At 63.3% G+C, this 22,740-nt stretch carries 28 protein-coding genes, 1 tRNA gene and 1 pseudogene; 15 read left to right on the top strand and 15 right to left on the bottom strand.

Translation table 11 applies throughout. The features are described 5' to 3' along the window. Positions 1–36: 36 nt before the first annotated feature. From AKL29_RS12060 to AKL29_RS12050, 3 genes are all read right to left on the bottom strand, one after another. Positions 37–516, bottom strand: a complete 480-nt coding sequence (locus tag AKL29_RS12060; RefSeq protein WP_050384310.1) for a DUF192 domain-containing protein — start codon at positions 514–516, stop codon at positions 37–39. Between the two features lie 121 nt (positions 517–637). Next, on the bottom strand, positions 638–1,300 hold the full coding sequence (locus AKL29_RS12055) for a cold-shock protein (protein ID WP_028332158.1): 663 nt from the start codon (positions 1,298–1,300) through the stop codon (positions 638–640). Between the two features lie 209 nt (positions 1,301–1,509). Beyond that, entirely contained in the window at positions 1,510–2,271 is a 762-nt protein-coding gene (locus AKL29_RS12050; protein ID WP_050384309.1) for an SIR2 family NAD-dependent protein deacylase, read from the bottom strand. A gap of 252 nt (positions 2,272–2,523) precedes the next feature. Between AKL29_RS12050 and AKL29_RS43285 the strand changes: the two genes are divergently transcribed. Beyond that, positions 2,524–2,685 (top strand): hypothetical protein, encoded by a 162-nt coding sequence (locus tag AKL29_RS43285; protein WP_162832435.1) that lies wholly within the window; start codon positions 2,524–2,526, stop codon positions 2,683–2,685. Positions 2,686–3,131: 446 nt separating this feature from the next. On the opposite strand, the gene AKL29_RS41815 is transcribed toward AKL29_RS43285, so the two are convergent. Beyond that, entirely contained in the window at positions 3,132–3,317 is a 186-nt protein-coding gene (locus AKL29_RS41815) for a hypothetical protein (protein WP_035632016.1), read from the bottom strand. Positions 3,318–3,569: 252 nt separating this feature from the next. Continuing rightward, positions 3,570–3,917, bottom strand: coding sequence for a GrlR family regulatory protein (locus tag AKL29_RS12040; protein ID WP_050384308.1), 348 nt, complete (start codon positions 3,915–3,917; stop codon positions 3,570–3,572). Positions 3,918–4,087: 170 nt separating this feature from the next. Here AKL29_RS12040 and AKL29_RS42785 point away from each other — a divergent pair, with 170 nt between their 5' ends. The 5 genes from AKL29_RS42785 to AKL29_RS12020 all read left to right on the top strand — a co-directional run bounded on the left by AKL29_RS42785 (position 4,088) and on the right by AKL29_RS12020 (position 7,219). Further along, positions 4,088–4,261, top strand: coding sequence for a hypothetical protein (locus AKL29_RS42785; protein ID WP_018271496.1), 174 nt, complete (start codon positions 4,088–4,090; stop codon positions 4,259–4,261). A 68-nt stretch (positions 4,262–4,329) separates the two neighbouring features. Continuing rightward, entirely contained in the window at positions 4,330–4,542 is a 213-nt protein-coding gene (locus AKL29_RS12035) for a hypothetical protein (RefSeq protein WP_050384307.1), read from the top strand. 202 nt (positions 4,543–4,744) lie between these two features. After that, a complete protein-coding gene (locus AKL29_RS12030; RefSeq protein ID WP_050384306.1) occupies positions 4,745–4,957 on the top strand; it encodes a hypothetical protein in 213 nt (70 codons plus the stop codon). 819 nt (positions 4,958–5,776) lie between these two features. Continuing rightward, a complete protein-coding gene (locus AKL29_RS12025) occupies positions 5,777–6,229 on the top strand; it encodes a VOC family protein (protein WP_028332163.1) in 453 nt (150 codons plus the stop codon). Between the two features lie 348 nt (positions 6,230–6,577). Then, entirely contained in the window at positions 6,578–7,219 is a 642-nt protein-coding gene (locus AKL29_RS12020) for a glutathione S-transferase family protein (protein WP_050384305.1), read from the top strand. Between the two features lie 18 nt (positions 7,220–7,237). Here AKL29_RS12020 and AKL29_RS12015 read toward each other — a convergent pair whose 3' ends face one another. From AKL29_RS12015 to AKL29_RS12005, 3 genes are read right to left on the bottom strand one after another with little or no spacing between them, the layout of a single operon-like run. After that, on the bottom strand, positions 7,238–7,486 hold the full coding sequence (locus tag AKL29_RS12015) for a hypothetical protein (protein ID WP_050384304.1): 249 nt from the start codon (positions 7,484–7,486) through the stop codon (positions 7,238–7,240). Between the two features lie 31 nt (positions 7,487–7,517). Beyond that, positions 7,518–7,775 carry a PilZ domain-containing protein gene (locus AKL29_RS12010; protein ID WP_028332166.1) on the bottom strand — a complete coding sequence of 86 codons (258 nt, stop codon included), beginning with the start codon at positions 7,773–7,775 and terminating at the stop codon, positions 7,518–7,520. Further along, positions 7,775–8,269, bottom strand: coding sequence for a hypothetical protein (locus AKL29_RS12005; protein WP_050384303.1), 495 nt, complete (start codon positions 8,267–8,269; stop codon positions 7,775–7,777). The genes AKL29_RS12010 and AKL29_RS12005 overlap by 1 nt, the downstream gene beginning before the upstream one ends. Positions 8,270–8,470: 201 nt before the next feature. Between AKL29_RS12005 and AKL29_RS12000 the strand changes: the two genes are divergently transcribed. Further along, entirely contained in the window at positions 8,471–9,112 is a 642-nt protein-coding gene (locus tag AKL29_RS12000; RefSeq protein ID WP_050384302.1) for a methyltransferase domain-containing protein, read from the top strand. 322 nt (positions 9,113–9,434) lie between these two features. Here the strand turns inward: AKL29_RS12000 and AKL29_RS11995 are convergent. The 3 genes from AKL29_RS11995 to AKL29_RS11990 form a co-directional block, all read right to left on the bottom strand. Beyond that, a tRNA-Glu gene (locus AKL29_RS11995) sits at positions 9,435–9,509 on the bottom strand. A 158-nt stretch (positions 9,510–9,667) separates the two neighbouring features. Beyond that, on the bottom strand, positions 9,668–9,817 hold the full coding sequence (locus AKL29_RS43280) for a hypothetical protein (RefSeq protein ID WP_016844593.1): 150 nt from the start codon (positions 9,815–9,817) through the stop codon (positions 9,668–9,670). 84 nt (positions 9,818–9,901) lie between these two features. Beyond that, complete coding sequence (locus AKL29_RS11990; RefSeq protein WP_028332168.1) at positions 9,902–10,246, bottom strand: hypothetical protein; 345 nt, start codon at positions 10,244–10,246, stop codon at positions 9,902–9,904. A gap of 152 nt (positions 10,247–10,398) precedes the next feature. On the opposite strand from AKL29_RS11990, the gene AKL29_RS11985 reads away from it, so the two are divergent. Then, positions 10,399–11,631 (top strand): Zn-dependent hydrolase, encoded by a 1,233-nt coding sequence (locus AKL29_RS11985; protein WP_028332169.1) that lies wholly within the window; start codon positions 10,399–10,401, stop codon positions 11,629–11,631. A 7-nt stretch (positions 11,632–11,638) separates the two neighbouring features. Here AKL29_RS11985 and AKL29_RS11980 read toward each other — a convergent pair whose 3' ends face one another. Continuing rightward, entirely contained in the window at positions 11,639–12,508 is an 870-nt protein-coding gene (locus AKL29_RS11980) for a sulfite exporter TauE/SafE family protein (protein ID WP_244481959.1), read from the bottom strand. A gap of 389 nt (positions 12,509–12,897) precedes the next feature. Between AKL29_RS11980 and AKL29_RS11975 the strand changes: the two genes are divergently transcribed. The 4 genes from AKL29_RS11975 to AKL29_RS11960 all read left to right on the top strand — a co-directional run bounded on the left by AKL29_RS11975 (position 12,898) and on the right by AKL29_RS11960 (position 17,856). Then, entirely contained in the window at positions 12,898–13,935 is a 1,038-nt protein-coding gene (locus AKL29_RS11975; RefSeq protein ID WP_028332171.1) for a PrsW family glutamic-type intramembrane protease, read from the top strand. A gap of 79 nt (positions 13,936–14,014) precedes the next feature. After that, a complete protein-coding gene (locus AKL29_RS11970) occupies positions 14,015–15,874 on the top strand; it encodes an acyltransferase family protein (protein ID WP_050384299.1) in 1,860 nt (619 codons plus the stop codon). Positions 15,875–15,962: 88 nt separating this feature from the next. Continuing rightward, a complete protein-coding gene (locus AKL29_RS11965; protein ID WP_050384298.1) occupies positions 15,963–16,535 on the top strand; it encodes an HdeD family acid-resistance protein in 573 nt (190 codons plus the stop codon). 235 nt (positions 16,536–16,770) lie between these two features. Continuing rightward, positions 16,771–17,856, top strand: coding sequence for a 3-deoxy-7-phosphoheptulonate synthase (locus tag AKL29_RS11960; RefSeq protein ID WP_050384297.1), 1,086 nt, complete (start codon positions 16,771–16,773; stop codon positions 17,854–17,856). 66 nt (positions 17,857–17,922) lie between these two features. Here the strand turns inward: AKL29_RS11960 and AKL29_RS11955 are convergent, their stop codons facing one another. The 3 genes from AKL29_RS11955 to epmA all read right to left on the bottom strand — a co-directional run bounded on the left by AKL29_RS11955 (position 17,923) and on the right by epmA (position 20,572). Beyond that, positions 17,923–18,168 carry a hypothetical protein gene (locus AKL29_RS11955; RefSeq protein ID WP_225644401.1) on the bottom strand — a complete coding sequence of 82 codons (246 nt, stop codon included), beginning with the start codon at positions 18,166–18,168 and terminating at the stop codon, positions 17,923–17,925. 263 nt (positions 18,169–18,431) lie between these two features. Beyond that, positions 18,432–19,523: a lysine-2,3-aminomutase-like protein gene (locus tag AKL29_RS11945; RefSeq protein WP_050384294.1), complete on the bottom strand. Its 1,092-nt coding sequence runs from the start codon at positions 19,521–19,523 to the stop codon at positions 18,432–18,434. Further along, positions 19,520–20,572, bottom strand: coding sequence for an EF-P lysine aminoacylase EpmA (gene epmA, locus AKL29_RS11940; RefSeq protein ID WP_050384293.1), 1,053 nt, complete (start codon positions 20,570–20,572; stop codon positions 19,520–19,522). The genes AKL29_RS11945 and epmA overlap by 4 nt, the downstream gene beginning before the upstream one ends. Before the next feature lie 344 nt (positions 20,573–20,916). Between epmA and AKL29_RS42780 the strand changes: the two genes are divergently transcribed. The 3 genes and pseudogenes from AKL29_RS42780 to AKL29_RS44695 all read left to right on the top strand — a co-directional run. Then, positions 20,917–21,081, top strand: coding sequence for a hypothetical protein (locus tag AKL29_RS42780; protein WP_160321738.1), 165 nt, complete (start codon positions 20,917–20,919; stop codon positions 21,079–21,081). A gap of 164 nt (positions 21,082–21,245) precedes the next feature. Then, positions 21,246–21,812: an elongation factor P gene (gene efp / locus AKL29_RS11935; protein WP_016844580.1), complete on the top strand. Its 567-nt coding sequence runs from the start codon at positions 21,246–21,248 to the stop codon at positions 21,810–21,812. Between the two features lie 127 nt (positions 21,813–21,939). Next, positions 21,940–22,740, top strand: a pseudogene (locus AKL29_RS44695) (M23 family peptidase); the annotation flags it as partial.

Genomic DNA, 22,740 nt, shown 5'->3' with positions numbered 1-22,740 from the left:
CCTCTTTCCGTCCGGAAATCGCGTCAAAACCGGACGCTAACGGCCGCCGAACAATGGATGGGCAACCCGGTCGCCGGGCTGAATACCGTATTTCTGCGCGGTCCCGGCAATCACCTCGAGCACGCCCTTGGCGAGCCCGCGCGACGGAATGATCCTGGTCGAGAGCGGCTCGGTGTTTTCGGCGATCCGCAGGATGCGCCCGTCGGCGCGGATGAAGATCATGTCGAGCGAGATGTAGGTGTTCTTCATCCACATCGACACTTCCTGCTCCGGCGAGAAGTCGAACAGCATGCCTTTGCCGTCCGCGAGCTCCTTCCGGTACATCAGGCCGGTCTCCTTCTCCTGTTCGGTGGTCGCCATTTCGACCGAGAAGACGTGCACGCCGGACTTGGTGACGATCTCGAGCGGCTGGACGCTGGCGGCCTGCGCGGCCGGCGCCAGCAGTGCACCAAACATGATCACGAGGCAGGCCATCAACCACGAACGATGGCACCCAACAATGCGAACGAAATTCATCGGCAAATACTCACACCGGGAAGATTTTCCGGCGGACCCTAACCCGACGATTGCGGCAAATGCCAGAGCCGAGACGGCTCGCCGGCGGCTCACGTTTCCGTCAGGGAGTATCAGACCCGGATCAGTGCGACGACAGCGCCGACGGACCGGTCTCCGGGTGGATCTCGGCGGCCATCATGCCCTTGGAGCCGGGCCCAAACCGCACCAGCACATATTGGCCGGGGCGTAGTTCGGTCATACCGAAGCGACGCAGCGTCTCCATATGCACGAAGATGTCGGGCGTGCCCTCGCCGCAAGTCACGAAGCCGAAGCCGCGCAGCCGGTTGAACCACTTGACCTGCGCGCGCTCGAGCCCGCTGGTCGCGGTCACCGTGACATGGGTGCGTGGCGGCAGCATCTGCGCCGGATGGATTGCGGTCGATTCGTCCATCGAGACGATGCGGAAAGCCTGGTAGCCCTTCGCGCGCTGCACGCATTCGACGACCAGCCGCGCGCCTTCATAAGCGGTCTGATAGCCGTCGCGCCGCAGCACGGTCACGTGCAGCAGGATGTCGGGCCAGCCATTGTCGGGGACGATGAAGCCGTATCCCTTCGAGGCGTCGAACCATTTGATGACGCCGGAAACTTCGACGAGGTTGGCCGCTGTGTCACCGAGGCCTGAGAAAGCATCCATCGCCGGATCGCGTGGCGCGCTTCCATACTCGCCTTGACCAATCCTGCTTTGCCCAACTCCGCCCATCGGCGGTCCGCCGAGCTTCTTGGACTCAAATCCGTCCGACCCCATGACCCCGGACCCCACACATCAAATGCAGATCGCCGTCGTTGCGGCGCACCCTGTACACGCTGCTCTCCATGACCAACTCACTCGGACTGATTTGGACGCGGCGCGAATCTCTCAACCAAAAGATAACACTCCCGCTTGCCGGGCATAGCTAAAAAACGATTCTTGCGGGAACTATGAACAGACTTGCACAGCCGCGAATCAATTGGGCATCAATTTCCTACGAAAGGACCAAGCGTGTCGCCGATGTCGTGGCGGATCACCAGATCGGCGAGGTCGTCCTGATCGGTGGGCTCGTTGTTGATGATCACGAGCCGCGCGCCGCTCTCCTTCGCCATCATCGGAAAGCCCGCGGCGGGCCACACCACAAGCGATGAGCCGATCGCCAGAAACAGGTCGCAGTGCCGGGAGAGTTCCGCCGCGCGGCGCATCGCATCCTCAGGCATCGATTGCCCGAACGAGATCGTCGCGGTCTTCACCGGATCGCCGCAGTCCGCGCAATCGGGGGCGCTGCCCGTCTTGTCCAACTGCTGCTTCACCCACGACAGCTCGTAGTCCTTGCCGCAGCCGATGCAGCGGCCATAGGTCGTGTTGCCGTGCAGCTCGATCACGTCGTCGGCCTTGAAGCCCGACGCCTGATGCAGGTTGTCGATGTTTTGCGTGATGATGCCGGGAACCTTGCCGGCCCGGTAAAGCGACGCAAGTGCGCGATGCCCGCGACCGGGTTTGGCCGCCGCAAACGTCTGTTCCATCGCAAAGCGGCGCCGCCATGACTCGTCGCGCGCATCCTGGCTGGCGATGAACTCGTCGAAGGGAATCGGTCGGTTGCGGGTCCACAGCCCGCCGGGCGAGCGGAAATCGGGAATGCCGCACTCGGTGGAGATGCCCGCCCCGGTGAAGGGCACGATGGACGACGCCTCCGCAATCATGTTGCCGAGCTGCTCGACGCCGCTGCGCAAGTCTTTTGCGATCACTGAAAACAATCCGGTTGGCCGCAGCGACTATAGCACGGCCAGACCGATTGCGAGCTCAACCGTTGCGCGAGCGATCGGCTGCGATTAGGGTGCCTTGATCGATCGGCTTGCGACCAGCTGCGTCGGCGCCTCCGCCTGGTCGCTCTTCCACCGCCTCAGCATCATCACATTCCTGCACTGGCTGCTCCGCATTGACGCCCAATTCGCCGACGCCAATGCGCCCGGGACAGGACCACGGCCAGGAGGATGGGCATGACCGATCAGGAAGACCGCGTCGCGCGCGAGCGCGAGGAGATCGTCGCACGCGTTGCCAGCTTCAGGGCGACGCAGCAGAAATTCGAGCGCGATCGCCAGGAATATTACGACAACACGCTCGGCAATGCCTGGAGTGGATTTCAACGCAAGACCGCTTAACGCAAGACCGCTTGATGACCTACCAGGCGATCGCGTTCATGGTCCGGGCGCCCGCGATTGCGCCATGAGGCGCAAGTGAGAAAGCCCCGAGCGGTGCGCTCCGGGCTTATGGCTATTGCCAGTGCCGCTTTGCGATGGTTGCCGCAAACGCAGTTCCCGTTCCCTCGAGCGTTTTCCGTTCCGATCGGATCGCTCGAAAACGCGCCAGCCATGCGATAGCGCAAAGCTACCATCGGTTAGCGCTGGAACAAAAATACAACCTCAGAGATTAGCTTGGCGGTGAACGAGGTTGGCATTGATGCCGGCATGGATGGAACTGCTGCTTAACGTGATGGGCTTTGCCGGCTTCATCGGCATCGCGATGTATCACAAGCGTCCGAACGGGAAGCTGCCGGACTGAGCGCCGGCGGCGCGTCCCGACTTGCCGCTCCCCCGGCTTGCCGTCTTCAGTTTGCCTTCCGGGCCTCTCCCGCGGTCCGGACCAGCCGGTCCGACTTCACAAGCACCTTGCCGCTCTCCGGCTGCGGCCGAAGCCAGAAGCTGATCGCGACAAAAGCCGAGCAGAACAGCAGCCCCACCACCATTACGCGCCGGTGGGTCGGTCGATCAGCACTATGGAACGATGGCATCATGGCTGTCACCCGCAGCCATCCCAATCGCAATCGCAGGTGGTGACAACACCATGCTGCCCTTAACCTAACCAGGTAGGGTTAGCGGTGGCCGGATAGTGCCTCGTCCGGGATCTCCCGATTGGCGGCCGTATCGGATTCACAGTGATATCCCCTGCTTGTCCGCAGCAAATCCACAACGCCAGCGGGCCCAATTATCCAACAAAATACGGTTCTTGCTGCACGCTCATCCACAGCCTCGCGCCGCGCGCGCATTCAGGCATCGGCGAGCCATTTCAGGGTCGCCCGGAAACTCAGGCTGCGGGTTCCAACCAGCACGGTTCCGAACGCCTCAGCCTCATCGCCGCTGAATGTGCCGGAGAACCCGCTCGTCACTTCCTGTCCGGCGAACAATGGCCGCGCGAACGGATCGGCTAATGGCGAATGTTGATTGGTGCTGAGATGTCCCTTCCAGGTCCCCTCGCCGGCCGTGTAGGCCCCGATCGACCAGAAATATGGCCCACCGCCGATCAAAAGGCCGTCGCGCAGGATCAGGATGCCGCTGTCGCGGCCCTTCACGCCGTCGGTCATATGGATGTGGATCGAATAGAGCCCGTTCTTCATCGATCGCGCCGCCCGGTCCTGACGGCCCGCAGTATGGCTCCAACCGGGCCGGCATGCGAGCGGGGCCGATACCGTCCGCCCTTCCGAATCGAGGCAAAGAACGGGCCCTGGGCGCTTACAAATCGTTAAGAAAGCCCTGACAAGGTTCGGTCCTCCGGAGGGAGAGAGCCATGCTCGTATACCCCGTACCTGTCGAAGTGACGCAAGCCAGAGTGCAGCTCGTCGTCGACCAGACGGCGAAGGAGCAGCCGCGCATCATCAATGAGGATGTGCTGGACGTCTTCGCCGCGAAGAACCAGGCCGACCGTGAAGCGGTCGAGACCATCCTCGACATCAAGGTGTGAGAGCGGCGCCGGCCGACAGGAACCTCTCGACTGCGCGCGGGTCATCCTGGTGACGCCAGAAGGCAGCCATGTGCAAGCTGATCGCGGTCACCGTCCTCACCCTGATATGCGGCGCGGCCTTTGCCCAGAATACGGGTCCCGCGCCGCAGAGCGGCATGGAACGGCCTGAAAACACCAACGGAGCCACTCAGAGCGGCGCGATGGACGTGAAGCGGGCCAACAAATCCGAGACGAAGGACACGGCAAAGGGCGCGGCGAAAAGGGACGACGCAAAAAAGTAGGTTCCCACGACCGAACGTCCGGGGAGCTGCAACCATAAAAAAGTGACCTTCAAAAAAAGGTGGCGACCTTCAAAAAAGGAAGGAACGAGTTTCTCGTTCCGCCGTTGGTTTGCCGAGCGGTACAACGAGGGAGAAATCCACCGGAAATATCAGCTCAACAAGCCCCGTCAGCTTACTTCGGTAACTGGCGGGGTTTTGGTTTGTGGAGGCGCCCACGTACGCCCTGTTCCGCGGCAACACGCAGCTCGGAAGATCGTTCGCGACAGAGAAGGAAGTTTGGGAGGCGGCGCTGATCGACGGCTTTGTCGAGGATGTTCCCGTCGCAGACGAACTGGGTGGCCAGATCCTGCCTGCCGGTTATCGCGTCGAGCGGGTCGACGAATACGAGCCGCAGCCGAAACCCGGACGTTCCTGACGCCGGTCAGCCAATTCGAGGAACCAGTCGGCCGAAACGACATGCACATAACAAGTGGTGCCGACAGCTCACCGCCTTTGTCGGCTTTGGAAGCCCCCCGCGAATCCCTCTCGCGGGGTCTTTCTTTTGAACCTTTCGCGCCGCGCGAAGACATAAAGGGCGCTGGGGGATTTCAGGGCCCAGCATCCGGCGCAGCGCTGTGGGACGAACATACTCCGTCTACGCGGCGCTGTTGCATTTTACAAATTCAACCTTAAGTTTGGTCTCCAACAGTTGACGGCTCACGCCCTGAGAGATCCCCAGCCCGTCAGCTGGGAAAGCCCCGCATCCAGCCTGCGGGGCTTTCTATTTTCCGCACCCAGGAACCTTCCGCGCGCAGCGACATTGTATGCCCGGTTGCCGGCACGATCTCCCCAAGGCCGGTCGGCATCAGACCTCGCGAGCCCACTCGCGGGGTTTTGCGCTTTAGAGGCCGTCCAACCTCGCGCGTCCTTGATTGGCCGTGATCGGCAATCGGTGCGATAGAGGCCGCGCCTCCAAGGCTCGACCACAAGCCCCGTCCCAGAAATTTTGCTGGGCGGGGCTTTCTTGCATCCGCTTGCTGCGCAAGCGTGTCGCCGGCACGTCCCGTCCATATTTGGCTGCGTGATCGCGCGGCGCGACGGGAGCCGGCGCTCGCGAAGGCGTGAGCATGCAAAGGCGAAATGCGATCGGCAAAACTCGCGCAAACCCCTGCCCCGCGTCGCGTTTTGCTGCTATTCCTTGCCCCGTCTCGCCCGAGCCCAAACAAAATCTCTGAATCTGCAGGAGGATAAAAAAATGCGCTATCTGCACACCATGCTGCGCGTCCGCAATCTCGATGTCGCGATGAAATTCTATCAGGACGCGCTGGGGCTGAAGGAAGTGCGCCGCATCGACAATGAAAAGGGCCGCTTCACGCTGGTGTTTCTCTGCGCGGAGGAAGACCTCCATCTGCTCAAGTCCCTGCCGCAGACCCGCGGCGCGCCGCTGGTCGAGCTGACCTACAATTGGGATGAGGAGAAATACGGCGAGGACCGCCATTTCGGCCATCTCGCCTACGAGGTCGACGACATCTACGCGACCTGCGAGAAGCTGAGGAAGATGGGCGTCACCATCAATCGTCCGCCGCGCGACGGCAACATGGCGTTCGTGCGTTCGCCCGACCTGCACTCGATCGAGATCCTGCAAAAGGGCGAGCCGAAAGCTCCGGCCGAGCCGTGGGCATCGATGCCGAACACCGGCCATTGGTAAACACCGCGCCCGCACCTACGTTCCTGTCGGCGTTTCGCCCTCGCTGAAGCGCCGGGCGATCGCGAGGAACGCGACGCGATCGTTGACGTTGCTCCCTCACAAGCATGCGAGGAGGCAACGATGGGAAGAGGAATTTTGCTTTGGCTGTTGGGTGTGCCGATCCCGGTGATCATTGTGTTGTGGTTGTTGTTCGGTCACTGACGGCGTCTTGACGCATAGCTTTCAGCAAGGCTCTGCCGCTATGCGGCGGAGCCTCTTTTTTTGCTCTCGGTGCAATTCACCCCGCGCTTTTCCCCGACGCTTCAGCTATGAACGCGCGCAAAGCACAACAGCGGGAAGAAACGCGTGATGGATAGCAAGCCGCAACTGACGATCTGGGGTCGGGCCAACTCGGTCAACGTGCAGAAGGTGCTCTGGTGTCTTGCCGAGCTCGACCTCCCCTATCAGCGCATCGACGCCGGCATGCAGTTTGGCAAGAACGATCAGCCCGACTATCTCGCGATGAATCCGAATGGCCGTGTTCCGACGCTGGTCGACGGCGACTATGTGCTGTGGGAATCCAATTCGGTGATGCGCTATCTCTGCATGGCCTATGGTCATGGCGCGTCGCTCTATCCACAAGCGCCGAAGGCGCGCGCCGCCGTCGACCGCTGGCTCGACTGGACGCTGTCGACGCTGCAGCCGGTCGACCGGCCGGTGTTCTGGGGGCTGGTGCGCACGCCGCCGGAGAAGCGCGACATGGTGCAGATCCAGAAGGATGCCGATGCCGAGGGCGTGGTGTGGCGCGTCGTCGAGGCCCAGCTCGCAAGGCGCCGCTTCATCGAGGGCGATCAGTTCACGATCGCTGACATCGCGCTCGGCGCCTTTGCGCGGCGCTGGCTCGGCGTCGAGGGCGTCACCAAGCCGAAGCTGCCCCATCTCGAACGCTGGTTCGGTGAGATCGCGGGGCGGCCGGCTTTCGTGCGGTTCATCGCGCCGCCGATGTCGTGAGCGCGGGCGGCAAGCCGCTCAACGCCCGCCGCTGGACATCCCGCCACCGACGCTGACGGCGCCACCAAGCTTCACGCAGGTGTCGGAGCCTTCCACCTTGACGAAGCCGGGTCCGTACGACGCGCATGGATTGCTCCGCGTCGCGGATTTCGACGGCAAGGTTTTGCCGGTGTCAGCGGGCGTCTGGAAATTGCGGCGGTCGCCCTGCTGCGCCAACGCGGCGGCGGGAAGCAGGACGGCGATGATGGCAATGCAGGTCTTGCGCATCCGGCCTTTTATCCCACGCCACCGGATCAGGCTAGCGCACGAACTTGACGCCGAACGTCCTGCCCTCGCGCCACACCACTTCGCAGGCGCGCCCGGTGCGGGCGTCGCGCGAGAACGCCAGCCGCAGCTTTGCCGGCAGCGTGTTGTTGTCCTGGACCGTGATCTTGGCGCCCGACGAGGACATGTCCTCGACCACGCAGGGCCGCGCTGCGAACCCGCCATCGAGCGTGATCCAGCCGGATTGCCGCAGCGATTTGCGCGCTTCGCGCTTCTTGGTCCCTGGAGCCATCACATCATCCCGGGCCCAGCCGTATCGCCGTTGGCTTTACAAAGGGTTGCCAAAGAAGCGCGGATTGCAGCGATCTCGGGATTGTTCACATCTACATCTGCCAGCGCGGCACGGCAAAGCGCCCCCTGACTGTGATCGTGCCCGCTCCAGGCGGCACCCAATGCCAAGGAACCTCGGCAAGTCATCACCAGACGAGCCACCGAACGCCTACGTCCGGAGATTGTCGGCGGCCGTCTGCGCAAGTTTGTCGGCAATCTTTCCGAGCGCGTTTGGGCCTGCAGTCTTGGCTGCGCGTCCATGGCGGAAGCGCCGTTGCAAATCCGGGTTTCGAAGTCGGTTAGGACTCCGCGAGTGATATCCTGGCTGACTTGGCTGATCTGCAGCATGGTTTGTACCAAGCGCAGCGCGGCTGCCTGGCCGCTGCCAAGTGCTGCGGTGTCGTCGTTGCCGTAAATGCCCGCCAGCGTTCGCGCGATCCTCACATCGTCACTCATAAGGAATGCGTTCTTGGTACCGAACTCAATTGATGCAAGTCTCGAACCGCTAGACGCCGCACTTGATCGGATTGATCGTGGTGCATATGCTCTTCTCTTTAATTGAAGGGAGCGGGCGACTGCCGTACATCTCATTTCCATTTGCTGGGGCTCAGTTCGATATTTGCACTACGGTAGTGTGCCACCTTCAAGGGAAAAACAATGGACGGTCTCTCGCCAACCACCATTCGGCAACTTTACGAACACGCTCTCGACGCGCCTGGTCCAAAGACGTGGTGGATCACGCGCCTCGCGATGTACAAAGCGCTCCATCGCGCTCTATCAGAATATGACGGAAACGAAAAAACGTGCCTCTCGATATCCGGATCGAAAGGACTCGGCGTTGAGCTGGGACTGACCAAAACGAAATACACAGAGGTCAGCTATCCTGATGCCAACTTCATAGATTTGCCATTCGAGAGCGGCACTTTTGACTTCTGTATCTCGGACCAGGTTCTCGAACACGTCGAGGGAGACCCTCAAAGAGCATTCTCTGAATCAATCAGAGTTGTGAAGCCGGGCGGCTACGTCTGTCACACGACATGTTTCGTCAATGGCATTCACGCGGCGCCGAAGGACTTTTGGCGTTTCACTCCGGAATCGCTAAGGCTGATATCTGACAAGGCGAACGCCGAGTCGATCGTTTGCGGAGGATGGGGCAACCGCGAGGTGATCGGATTGATGGCATCCCCGCTTCGGATGAAACCCATCCCGGACGACCCGTCCAATCCAATTTACCAATTGGCGTTACGAAATGAGCCGAGCTGGCCGATCGTCGTGTGGATTATTTCCAGGCGAAATTGAGCTAGCAATTCTCGCAGTCGCGCAGCAGGCCGAAAAAGTCATCGGTCTGCCCTGCCGTCATGCTCGGAGCAGCGCCAATCGCGATCGTAAGCCCCAACCAAGAAGCAGTTGCGGCAATTGCTGGTCTGACGGCAGAGCAAAGACAAGCGCCAGTTCACCCGGGACCGTTCCGGCCCCAAGCGCGGCGATCGCCCGCGCTTGGGGATCACTTCACGTAGTTGCTGATAGAACTGTCGTCGCGAGATCGACCGGATGATGCGCCGAAAATGTTAATCTGGACGCTTAAACGCCTGATTTTGTGGAGTCTTCACTTTGGCCGTGATGGCGCTCCCTAGCGGAATCGAACCGCTCTCTCCACCGTGAAAGGGTGGCGTCCTAACCGATAGACGAAGGGAGCAAAACTCCCGGCAAATCAATACGTTAGACGTGAGATGCGCCGGACTGGCCACAGCTCTCAAGCCGCGACGGGCGAACGTATAGTGGCGATTGGCCGGACGGGCAAGCGTTCAGAACGCTTTTCCCGGCTTGCAGGTCACTGGGAAGGACACCTGGAGATCACCTGCAGGACAATCCGGCCTCGATCGAGGTCCAGAAGCCGCAATGCGTCGGCACATGCGCATGCGCACGCGAGCCCCCGACGTGAATCAGGATTGCTGCGGCAAGCGCGACGACGACGACGGGAACAATGAATCTTCGGATGGACATGAGCCTGCGCATCGACCGACATCGTGGCCTAACTAAGGCCTGCGAGCCGGCTGGGTGTCCAGCAACAGCGCTCAGCGCCAGCCGCTAGTGATTGCTGGCGACGTCCTGACGATTATTCGGCTGATCCGCCACGGGCGTCCGCTTGATGCAGGTGCTGCAGATCACGAGCTTGCGCGCCAGCCGGTCGTCGGCATCCGCTTCCGACAGTTGCGCAGGCGATGTGTCCGCCACCGCGGGCGACACATTCCGCGCATGGCGCCGCGGCTGCGGGAGATTGGGGTCCTGTCCGGCACCGTCCCAGGCCAGCGGACCTGTCCCCGGCGGGGGCGTGGTCATGCTGTATTGCTGCGAGACCTGCGCGCAGGCGCCGAGCGCGATCGGAAGAAACAGCACAGCGGCCTTGCGAGCCCAGTTCCGGAATGCAGACATGATCACACTCTCACGCTATTCGTACTGCGACCTAAGAGCAGAACCGCTAAGAAATCGTTTGCCCTGATTGTTCCGTCGCATCCAACCGCGACGGCATCAAGACGGGAATGAGGCGCCAGGGCGCAAATCAAGACGCAATCCGGAGTCCAATCATGCCAGGCATCAACGGTCGCTTCGACGGCAAGCGCGTGCTCGCCGATCTCAACGCGCTCCGAGCGATTGGCGCCTACAAGACCGGCGTGCACAAGCCGACATTCTCGGAGCCGCATCTGCGCTCGCTCGACTGGCTCGCGGCGCGTTTGCCGGACGCCAATCTCACCGCGACGATCGACGGCATCGGCAATGTGCTCGGCTCCAGCGCGAAGGCAGGTCCAAAGCTGCTCGCCGGCTCGCATCTGGAGAGCCAGAACCATGCGGGCTGGCTCGATGGGCCGCTCGGCGTGATCTACGCGCTGGAGGCGGCGCGCGTCATCAATACCGACCCGGACGCGAACGGCGCGGTCGAGGTCGCCGCGTGGTGCGACGAGGAAGGGCATTTCGGCAGTTTCCTCGGCAGCCGGTCGTTTGTCGCTGCAGTGACCGAAGCCGACATCGATGCAGCCCGCGACCGCTCCAGCGATCGCACCATGCGCGATGCATTGCGCGAGGCAGGCTTCGCCGGCCGCCCGCGCCTCAACGCCGAGGCCGGCCGCCATATCGGCTATCTCGAAGCGCATATCGAGCAAGGCGACACGCTGGAAAGCAGCGGGCTCAAGATCGGCGTCGTCACCTCGATCGTCGGCATCTGGCAGTATCGCATCACCTTCACCGGCGAGCAGAACCACGCCGGCACCACGCGGATGGCGGTGCGCAGGGACGCCGGCCTCGCGCTGGCGCGGTTCTGCGTCGCGATCGACGACAGCTTCCCTGCCCTGTCGGGACCGCGCACGGTTTGGACCACCGGCCGCATCACGCTGGACCCGGGCGCACCGAGCATCATTCCAGGCGGCGCCGAGATGCTATTCCAGATTCGTGACGACAATCCCGAGGTGATCGCACGTCTCGAGGAGCAGCTGCATCGGCTGGCGGCCGAGGCCACCGCTCAGGGCCGTTGCGGCGTGAAGGTTGAGCGCATCCGCACCGGGGTGCCCGCGATGATGACGCCCGCATTCCAGGATGCGATCGAAGCCGCGAGCGCAGCCTGCGCCGGCGGCAAATCGATCCGCATGCCGAGCGGCGCCGGCCATGACGCCCAGGTCCTCGCCACCATCATGCCGGCGGCGATGCTGTTCGTGCCGTCGATCGGGGGCATCAGCCATCACTGGAGCGAGAACACCGACGACGCAGATATCGTCACGGGTGCTGAGGTATTTGTCGAAACCTGCCGGCGCCTGCTCGCAGGTTAGAGCACCTTCAGGTCGGACCGCCCCGGTTGCCCGACTTCAGCGAAGCCAACGCGTGCGAGCTCTGCACGGTGCTTCTCCTCGCGGTGAAGAAGACGTACAGCAAGCAGATGTCGATCAGGATCGTGCCGGCCATGACGCTGTAGGCCCACGGGCTTTCCATCAGCTTCACTTCGATCAATACGCGCGACAGGCCGAATCCCACGACCCACGCATCAAAGCTCATGCAGATCCGGCGAAACGTCTCGGCGTCCAGCCGCCGGATCAGCCAGGCACCGAGCGGTATGCCGAGGACAACGCAGGGAACGAGCACCAACAGGATGCTCCGGCTCTCGTCGACGAACAGACCGAGCTTGTAATACGCGATTGCAGTCAGGCTGGACTCCGTCACCCGAACCAGTGCGAGACCGGCCCGAAACTCATCTTTGACGAGACCCTGATTGTTGAAGAGGATCGCCAGCGGCGGGCCCGAAATGGTCGTGACCGAGTACAATATCCCGAGCATCGTTCCGAAAGGCAAACCGACCAGCCATTTCGACTGGATCGGCCTCCGCCAACCGGCCGCCTGCAGCAGAATGAGCGGCAGAATGATCGAGTAGGTGGCGAACTTGGTCCAGCCGGGCTGAAGCGACGTCAGCGCAAACGCTCCGACCGCGATGCCGGGCAGCATGCCGATGAGAATAGGCAGCACGCGCCGCCACACGGCCGGAACACCGCTCAGGTTGATGCACAGGACATACAGATTGACGAAGACTTCGACGATGACCACCGCGGGATTGAGGACGCGGTTGGTGTAGAAGACGAGTGCGACCGGCACCGTGAGCGAGGAAAACCCGTAACCAAGCGCGCCATTTACGAACGCCGCAAACAGCGCGATCACGGCAAGAACGATCACAGCAGAATCAATCGAAAGCATCTCTGGCTTTTACCGGATCAGTCGCCTTGCCCACGGCATTATAGCCCAACGACAGGGACGCGGTGCCGAAAGCTGATCGGACCCACAGGTCGCGATCCCGGCATCGTCGGGCTACCAAAGCTCCTGCGCCTGGAACGCCATGGACCTGCCGCCCGTCAGGAACCTGTCCGGGAGCCGCCCTCGGCCCTTAGCTGATCAAGGTCCCGCAACGGCACCCTTCCAACCCGCTTTCGTAAGGCACCGTGGCATATTGGTCACGAGAACGGCATCAGACCGATTTGCAATCCGCTGAACTTGCTGCCATTTCTTCGGCACGCATCGCCTTGGTGCCATCAAAGGGGCCCGTCCGGCTCATGTTGTTGCTTGAGTCGCTTCCAACCGTCATCGGCGCCGCCGCCATTGCCCCCGCATTGCTGGTGTTGTGGCTGGTCATCGCCGCCGACGAGCGCCCCGGACCGCCGGTTCAGGTGTGGCTCGCCTTCGTGCTCGGCGCGGCCAGCATCTCGCTGCTCGGCCTGGCGCGAATTCCGTTCAATGCACTGCTCGCCATTCCCGACAATCCCTGGGCGACGCAGGCGGTGCGTGCAGCGTTCGGAGTCGCGGCACCGGAGGAGATCGTCAAGGTGCTCGTCATCGTCGCGATCTCGACGCGGCGCCGCGCCTTCGCCGATCCGATGGATACGGTGGTCTATGGCGCGGCCGCCGGACTTGGATTTGCCGCCTATGAGAACCTCGCCTATCTGGTCCAGCACAAGGACATGTGGCGTGCGCTCGCGGCGTTGCGCAGCGTGCTCACGGTGCCGTTCCACGGCGCGCTCGGCATCATCGCCGGCGCCTACCTTGCGATCGCGCGCTCCGGTGGCGCGCTCGGCGCCTACCGGGGTCACCGCGACTGGGCGCGCATGACGAATTGGGCACTGGTGCTGGTCGCGCCGGTCGCGCTGCACGCGGCGTTCGATTTTCCGCTGCTCGCGCTCCAGCGCATCCCCGATCTCGGCTCGACCACGCGGCTGCTGCTCGGCTCGGCCAGCGTGCTGATCGGCTTCTCCTCGATCGGCTTTGCAATCCGCCTGGTGCGACGCCTCGGCAAGCATCATGCGCCGCGCACTGACGTTGCGCGCGAGCGGCTCAGCCAGCTGCGGCGGATGTGGGCACTGCTGCTGATCGGCGGCGGCGCCGGCTTTGCCGGCGTCTCCTTCCTGCTCACCTCGCTGCATCATTGGTACGTCAATCCCGAGCGCAATGCTTCGTTCATCCTGGTCCCGATCGGCTTCACCTCGATCCTGATCGGACTGGCGCTGCTGATCGCGACCACCGCGGTCTACTTCCTCGGCCGCAACCGGATGCGGACCGCCTCGGAGGGCTTTCCGTCCGCTCCCGGTCAAAGCTAGCGCCCCGGCCGGCACCGCTCCCCTTGCAAAACAACCTCGGCAGGTTCAGGGAGAGACACAGACCAGGCGCGAGAGGACGATGGGGCACAACTACAAGAATTATCGGCCGGATATCGACGGCCTGCGGGCCGTTGCCGTCTCGTTGGTCGTGCTCGGCCACGCGTTCCCGCAATATGTTCCCGGGGGGTTCGTCGGGGTCGACATCTTCTTCGTCATTTCCGGGTACCTGATCACCGGGATCATCTATGGCGACATTCAGAACGGGAGCTTCAGCCTTGCGACGTTCTATGCGCGTCGCATTCGCAGGATTTTTCCCGCCCTGATCGTCGTCTTGATCGCCGCCTTCATCGCCGGATGGCAACTTCTGATGCCGAGCGAGTTGGTGGCCCTTGGAAAGGAGATTGCGGCAGGCGCGGGTTTCTCGGCAAACCTGCTGTTCTATTCGGAGGGTGGCTATTTCGATGCGGCCGCGCAAACGAAACCACTGCTCCATCTCTGGTCGCTCGGCATCGAGGAACAGTTCTATCTTGTCTGGCCTTTGCTGCTGTGGGCGCTGATGCGATGGCGGATCGCCGCCGCCGCTCCCCTTGCCCTTATCTTCATCGCATCGCTTGTCGCAAATATCCTGGTGGTTCGAACCAACCCTGAAGCCGCATTCTACCAGCCGTTCACGCGGGCGTGGGAGCTCGCGGCCGGAGCATTGGTGGCCGTCTGCCTGCCCAACGGATTCTCCGCGGCGCGCGACCTTCTCGGATGGTCCGCGCTCGCAGTGATCGCGGCGGTAACCGCGTTCTATTCGCCCTCCATGACCTACCCCGGGATCGCAGCGGTGGCGCCGGTCGCCGCAGCCGCCGCCCTCATCATGTCAGGTCGCAATCGATTTCTCTCGACCCGTACCGCGGTCGCGATCGGGCTGATCAGCTATCCGCTCTACCTCTGGCATTGGCCGATCCTGGTTTTTGCGGCGAGCTTCAAAGGTCGTCCCCTGACCTTGGCCGAGAACGGGCTGGCCGTTGGGGCCAGCTTCATTCTGGCCTGGGCAACCTATCGCTACGTCGAGCGCCCAATCAGGTTCGGGCAGTGGCGGGTGGCGCCAGTCCTTGCGGCATCGATGGTGGCCGTTGCATCGGTGGGAGCGTTGGCGATCGTCGACGGCTTTGCCTTTCGGCTTCCGGCGATCGTTCGCGAAGCCGGCGCCATGATCGTATCCAGGGACTTCCTGAGATACGGCGAATGCCACATCTCCGCTTCCGCCGATCCCGTGTTTGATCCGAGTTGCGTCGACGCCAGCAAGCGCCCGCTTGTTTTCGTCTGGGGCGATTCGACCGCCGGCATGCTTGCCGCCGGGCTGCGCCAAGTCCAGGGCGATCAATTCGGGTTAGCCCAGTTCACCGTCAATTCCTGCCCGCCGCTCTTCACCGCGCAGGCCGAGGTCATTCCGTTTTGTGTTCAAACCAACCGCCACATCGTTGCTGCGGTTGCCAACTCGCACCCCGATGTCGTGCTCCTGCACCTGGCGTGGAGCAGAGAACCCACCACCGACGATCTCCGCCCGACGATTGCCGCCCTCAGACAGGCCGGCGCCGCCCGTGTCATCCTGGTCGGCCCTGTCCCGGTCTGGACCGACACGGTGCCCCATCTGACGGTGCAATATTTCCTGCGCCATCATGCATTGATCCCGGAACGCAGCCACGATGTGCGATCGACCAAGCAGACTGACGGCAGGGTTGGGCAGATCGCCGCCGATCTCGGGATCGAATATCTGTCGCCCTATGATGAGCTGTGCAACGCGGACGGATGTCTGACGAGGGTCGGGACCAGCGCAAACGATCTGGTGTCGGCCGACTTCCTGCATCTGTCGCCGCGCGCCTCGCGATATCTGGCGGCCAGGCTTGTGCCAAAGATTCTGGCTGTCGAGAACCGCCATGCGGAAAGATGAGCGCACAGCTATTGCTGCCGCAACTGACGGGCTGACCATTTGTAACCGGTTAGGATAGACTGCACACGCGCAGATCCGGAGAGCCGCGATGACCCTGTCCAACGACCTCGACAAGCTGCGATCGGAAATGCAGGCCGCGGTGAAGGCGCACTGGAAGGCGTTCCTGTTCGAAGGCATCCTGCTGGTGATCCTCGGCATCGCCGCGATGATCGTGCCGACCTTCGCGAGCCTCGCCGTCACCATCTTCCTCGGCTGGATGTTCCTGATCTCAGGCATCGGTGGGCTGATCGTGACGTTCTGGGCGCGCAGCATGCCGGGCTTCTGGTGGTCGCTGATTTCGGCCGCGCTCGCCGTGCTGGCCGGCATGGTGCTGCTCGCCCGTCCGATGCAGGGCGTGCTGACGCTCACCATCGTGGTCGGCGCCTATTTCGTCGCCGAGGGCGTCGCCACCGTCATGTACGCGCTGGAGCACCGCCGCGAATTGTCGGGACGCTGGTCGTGGCTGCTGATCGCCGGCCTGATGGACATCGTGATCGCCTTCTTCATCATCGCAGGCTTGCCGGAATCCGCGGGGTGGGCGATCGGCCTCCTCGTCGGCCTCAATCTGATGTTCGGCGGCGCGACCCTGATCGGCATGGCGTTGGCGGCGCGAAACACCTGACGCCGAACCGCGGAGGGCTTGCATTTGGGGGGTGACAGCCCCAAATCCCTGCGCTATAGAGCCGCCCATGATCACCGTCGCCACCAGCTATTTTTGGTACTTTAGCTACGACAGCTCGCTGGCGGCAGGAGGATCGCGCTCAATCTGAAGAATTGCAGCAAACGTCCAAAACAAGCCGCCAGACCTGGCGGCTTTTTTGTGTGCCGGCAGGTCGCGAACTCCAAAGGAGCCAGCCGTGTTGAGTACGACAGACGATCTTCGCATCAAGGAATTGAAAGAGCTCAGTACGCCCGAAGAGGTGATGCGGGAGGTCCCGCGCACCCTGACGGCGACCCGGGTGGTGATGGGCGCCCGCAACGCCGTCCACGCGATCCTGAACGGCACCGATGACCGCCTGCTGGTCGTCGTCGGCCCCTGCTCCATCCACGATCCCGCGGCGGCAGTCGATTACGCCGAGCGCCTCGCCAGCCTGCGCGAACAGCTCGCCGACCGCCTCGAGATCGTGATGCGGGTCTATTTCGAGAAGCCCCGCACCACCGTCGGCTGGAAGGGGCTGATCAACGATCCCGATCTCGACGGCAGCTTCGACATCAACAAGGGCCTGCGGCTCGCCCGCAACGTGCTGTCGGCGGTGAACAATCTCGGCCTGCCGGCCGGCACCGAATTCCTCGACATGACGACGCCGCAATACATCGCCGATCTGGTCTCCTGGGCCGCGATCGGCGCGCGCACCACCGAGAGCCAGATCCATCGCGAGTTGGCTTCCGGCCTGTCCTGCCCGGTCGGCTTCAAGAACAGCACCGACGGCGGCGTGCGGATCGCGGCGGACGCGGTGAAGTCGGCCTCGCACCCGCATCATTTCATGGCGGTCACCAAGGGCGGCCGTTCGGCGATCGCCGCCACCAGCGGTAACGAAGACTGCCACGTCATCCTGCGTGGCGGCCGGGCGCCGAACTATGATGCCGCGAGCGTCGCTGCTGCCGCCGCCGAGCTCGGCCGCGCCGGTGTCGCGGCGCGGCTGATGATCGACACCAGCCACGCCAACAGCAGCAAGAAGCCGGAGAATCAGCCGGCGGTTGCCGCCGACATCGCGCGCCAGGTCGCAGGCGGCGAACAGCGCATCATCGGCGTGATGATCGAGAGCAACCTTGTTGCGGGACGCCAGGACGTCGTGCCGGGCAAGGCGCTGACCTACGGCCAGAGCATCACGGATGGCTGCATCGACCTCGGGACGACGGCAGACGTGTTGAAGCAGCTGGCCGATGCTGTCGACGCAAGGCGCAGGGTACAGCGTGACGGCCTGCAGGAGCGTTCGGCCTGACGCGGCCGAACGGATTGAGCGTTGCCGGCGGGGCGGATATCGCGCCTCGCCGGTCAGCTGCGTGGGTTAGCAACCGCGGCAGATGCTCTTGATCTTCCTGTCGAGCGCCGCGTCTTCCTTGTTGGCCTGACTGTTCGGATCGCTGATATTCTTCTCACTGCCAACGTCGCCGCGGCGCGGCTGACGATGTCCGATCGGCGCCTCCGGGACCGTCCCGCCCTTCTGCATGGAGGACGATCCGCCCTGTTGCTGCGCCCAGGCTTGGGAGATGCCAAGCTGGGGCGCTCCGGCCGCAACCATCATCAGAGCCATCAACAAAACTGTCTTCCGCATCTCGCGTCTCCGCTTCTCAACCCTATCGCGCCCGTTCCGGCGCCTCGACGGTAGCACAGTTGCGTCGCCCCTGCGCTGCGCAATCCTGTACCTTCCGTATATCGGCCATCGTGCCAAGGAGCCAGATTCCCGCGGCGACCAGCACCACAAAGAAGCCGAACATCACAGCATTTTCGATGCTGCGGTTGCCCCCGTCTTCGGGCGGCTCCTGCCGTCCGTCCCCGGCCCCGCTCATCGCCGCCTCAGGGTTGCGGCGGGTAAAGATGAACGTCGCCGCAATAATCGACGATACGGTAGCGCCGTTCCATCGGATCTTCACGTTCGCGGGAAGCCGGCTGCGACAAATAGCTCGGGCCGATCGGCGCCTTGCCGTGGCCGCCGGGGATGTCGAGCACATAATCCGGCTGACAAAGTCCGGACACACGCCCGCGCAACGCCCGCATCAGTTCCTGCCCGGCTTCGATCGCGGTGCGCAAATGCGCTGTGCCAGGCGCAAGGTCGCCGTGATGCAGATAATAGGGCTTGATCCGGCACTCGACGAAGCCGCGCATCAGCGCTTCGAGCGTCGCAGCATCGTCATTGACGCCGCGCAGCAGGACGGACTGGCTCACCAAGGGAATGCCGGCGTCGGCAAGGCGCGCGCACGCCGCGCGGGCAGTGTTGCTCAGCTCACGCGGATGGTTGGCGTGGATCGCAATCCAGGTCGTCGCGCCTTCGACCCGCAGTGCCGCGATCATCTCGGGATTGATACGGCCTGGATCGGCGATCGGAACACGGGTGTGGAGGCGAACGATCTTCACATGATCGATATCGGCGAGATCAGCCATGATCTCGGTCAGCCTGCGCGGCGACAGCATCAAGGGATCGCCGCCGGTCAGGATGACTTCCCAGATCTCCGGATGGCCGCGGATGTAATCCAGCGCCGCGCGGTAGGCGTCATCGGACAAGGCCGAGGCCTTTCCCGGCCCAACCATTTCGCGCCGGAAACAGAACCGGCAATACACCGCGCAGACATGGACGAGCTTGAACAACACCCGATCGGGATAGCGATGCACGATTCCGGCGACCGGCGAATGCGCGTCGTCGCCGATCGGATCGGCGTTCTCGCTCGGCTGCTCGACGAGTTCGTCGGCGCTCGGGATGAACTGCCGCGCGATCGGGTCGGTGGGATCGGCCGGGTCAATCAGCGCGGCGAGCTCCGGCGTCACCGCGACCGCGTAGCGCGCAGCGACCTGCTCGAGCTCGACCAGTGCTGCGACCGGCGCGAGCCCGGCATCGACCAGCTCGCGCGGCTGTCGCAGCGTCGCCGCCAGTTTTGGATCGATCCTGTTCATGTCTCTCCCGCAGGCGGTGTCCAGACCACTTGATCAATTCGTGGCGCGCCGCTGGCCAGCATTACCAGCCGGTCGAAGCCGAGCGCGACGCCGCTGGCCTCCGGCATCTGGCCGACCGCGACAAGGAAATCGTCGTCCAGCGGATAGCGCTCGCCATAACGGCGGGCCTTCTCGTCCATCGCTGCGGTGAAACGATGGCGCTGCTCGGCCGCGTCGGTCAGCTCGCCGAAGCCGTTGGCGAGCTCGACGCCGCAGGCATAGACCTCGAAACGCTCGGCGACATCAGGATCGCCGGCCTTGGTGCGCGCCAGCGCGGCCTCTGGCGACGGATATTCGAACAGCACGGTCAGACGGCCCTGTCCCAAATGAGGCTCGACATGCTCGACCAGCACCTTGCTGAAGATATCGGACCAGGTGTCGTCATCTGCAACCCGCACCCGCGCTGCTGCAGCCACCGCCAGCGCCTCGCGGTCGCCTTCGCCGCCCGTGATCGTCGCCAGGAGATCGATGCCGGCGAAGCGCTCGAAACCCGCCGCGACCGTCAGCAACTCCGGCTCGGCAAAGGGATCGGCCGTCCTGCCACGGAAGGAAAACCGCCCGATCCCGGTCGCCTGCGCCGCATGGGCGATCACGACGATCGTGTCGGCCATGATGGCGTCATAGCCGGCATTGGCGCGGTACCATTCCAGCATGGTGAATTCGGGCAGATGCAGGTCGCCGCGCTCGCGGTCGCGGAACACTCGCGCGAACTCGTAAATCTTCGGCTCGCCGGCCGCGAGTAGCTTCTTGCAGGCGAACTCCGGCGAGGTGCGCAGATAGCGCGGCGCATGTGAGCCATCGGCGTGCCTGAGCTCGGTGCGGGGGGCGTGCAAATGCGCCTCGTTGCCCGGCGAGATCTGCAGGATCGCGGTCTCGACCTCGGCAAATCCCTGCTCCTCGAACCAGGCGCGCACCGCTCGCGTGATCGCCGTCCGCGCCTGCAGGAACGGCCTGCGGTCGGCATAGCGCTGCGGCGTCCACCAGGGCGACGGCCGGTCATGAGCTGTCATCGCCAGAGCATCCTCATGGATTCAACATCAACGAGCCGCCATCCGCACTCAAGAGTCCTGCGCAACCGATTGATTCCGCACAAGTTCATAAGCCTACACAGCCCGAGCCTCCGCGGAACGCAGCGAGACTGATCCCTTCTTGTCGAAAGACGCGCACCTTGTCCATGCGCGCATGGCTGAACCTGAACGACGGCTCGCGCGTCCCATCCGCAGATTCCCTGAAACGGATGAGCCCCATGGCCAGTTGGTTACGCGGAACAGCCCTGCGTGTGTGTCTCGGCCTTGTCTGATCAAGGGGCTCGAGGACAACTACGCCTCGATGCGCCAGCACTGGCCCGCTAACCGTGATCGGCCTGTCGTTCGACATCCAGGGGGAGGAAACGCCGTTCCCCTGGGTCGAGGACTGGCGCTGCCTCTACGATCTGAAAACCGGGACATTCTCGGTTCCCGCGAGCTTTGCCGAGCACAACCGGACCGCACTGAAAACGCCCGATCCGGCCCGAAAATAGCGCCGATCGGGACGGCCGGGACGGTTGGCAACCTTGCGAATTCGGCCGCAAAAGACTGGCATCTCAGGGACAAATCAGTATGTTGCAGCCCGAAATCGCCGCCATGGCCGAGGGGCTGCCGATCCGGTTGGCGCCCTTAGGCTCTCAAATTCAGGAAAACACCTTTGAAAGTCATCGCCAGTTCCATCCGCAAGGGCAACGTCATCGAGCAGGACGGCAAGCTCTATGTGGTCCTGTCCGCCGAGAACATTCATCCCGGCAAGGGCACCCCGGTCAGCCAGATCGAAATGCGCCGCATCGGCGACGGCGTGAAGGTCTCGGAGCGCTACAAGACCACCGACCAGGTCGAGAAGGCCACCGTCGAGGACCACAACTACAACTACCTCTATGAAGATGGCGACGGCTTCCACTTCATGAACAACGACAACTACGACCAGGTCCAGGTCTCCAAGGAGATCGTCGGCTCGTCCGCGCCGTATCTGCAGGAGAACATGACCGTGAAGCTCTCGATGCACGAGGGCAACCCGGTCGCGATCCAGCTGCCGCAGCGCGTGACGCTGGAAGTGGTCGAGACCGAGCCCGTGACCAAGGGCCAGACCGCCTCCTCGTCCTACAAGCCGGCCATGCTGTCCAACGGCCTGCGCACCGGCGTGCCGCCGCACATCACCACGGGCACGCGCATCGTGGTCATGACCGAAGACGGTTCCTACGTCGAACGCGCCAAGGACTAAGCGCTGACGCGCGGTGGGATTTGAAATGAATCGTCACCGCGCCTCAACTTGTTGGTTAAGCGTCAACTTTACCGAAAACGGCTACACACTTTTCCGGAACTTGCTTTAGTCTCTCGGGCGATCAGACATGAGCCCGGGGTGTGCAGTGAACAGGAAGGTGGTCAGCTTCGTCAGTTGCTGGCTGGCAGCCCTGCTCTCGCCTCTTCCCCGCGCCCATGCCGACGAATTCCGAACGCCATCGATCTCGGCCATGCGGGTCGAATGGCGTGCCGTGCTCGACCAGCTGCGGCAAGAGATCGGCAGCCGCCCGGCCATCGCCGCCGGCTTCACTTTCGCCGGCCAGCGCCGCGTCGCCGCCACCGATCCGCGGGCGACGCCTGCGCTGGTGCAGTTGAACGCGGTGACAGCGCCGCTGTTTCCCGGCATCGCGCAGAGCCCGATCCCGGTGCTGCTGCCGTTCGACCCCGCAAGCTATCTCGACGCGCGGCAAAACAGTGCGCCGGACAGCCTGTCGATCGCGCGCTACCAGGCCGATTTCCGCGCGGTCGATTTCTTCCATGCCGGTGCGTCGGGCTACGATGCCGTGTTCTCGCTCGACCCCGGCGCCGGCGACGGCCTGCCGCAGCGGACATTTGCAAAGCCGGTCGAGGTGCAGATTTCCGGCTCGATCCTGGTCTACGACCTCGCCGACCGGCTCGGCGGCAAGGGCGAGCCGGTCAAGACGCTGGCCGCGCAGTTTCCGGACCTGCGCCGCTTCATTCGCGAGGGCTATGTCCGCTACGCCTTCACCCGCTTCGGGATTCCCTATGTCCTGTCGATCCAGTGCCTCGACAGCGCGCCGCGGCCGAAGCGGCTGGCCTGCCGCGAGGCCTATCCGGTCGCCGAGCGATTTCTGAAGGCCTTGCGCATCGCCGGCGGCCAGCCGTCA

It is taken from the genome of Bradyrhizobium pachyrhizi (assembly GCF_001189245.1).
In the GTDB taxonomy this organism is placed as follows: domain Bacteria; phylum Pseudomonadota; class Alphaproteobacteria; order Rhizobiales; family Xanthobacteraceae; genus Bradyrhizobium; species Bradyrhizobium pachyrhizi.
Note: the sequence above shows the minus strand (reverse complement) of the source record. Positions and strands in the feature narration are given on the sequence as shown.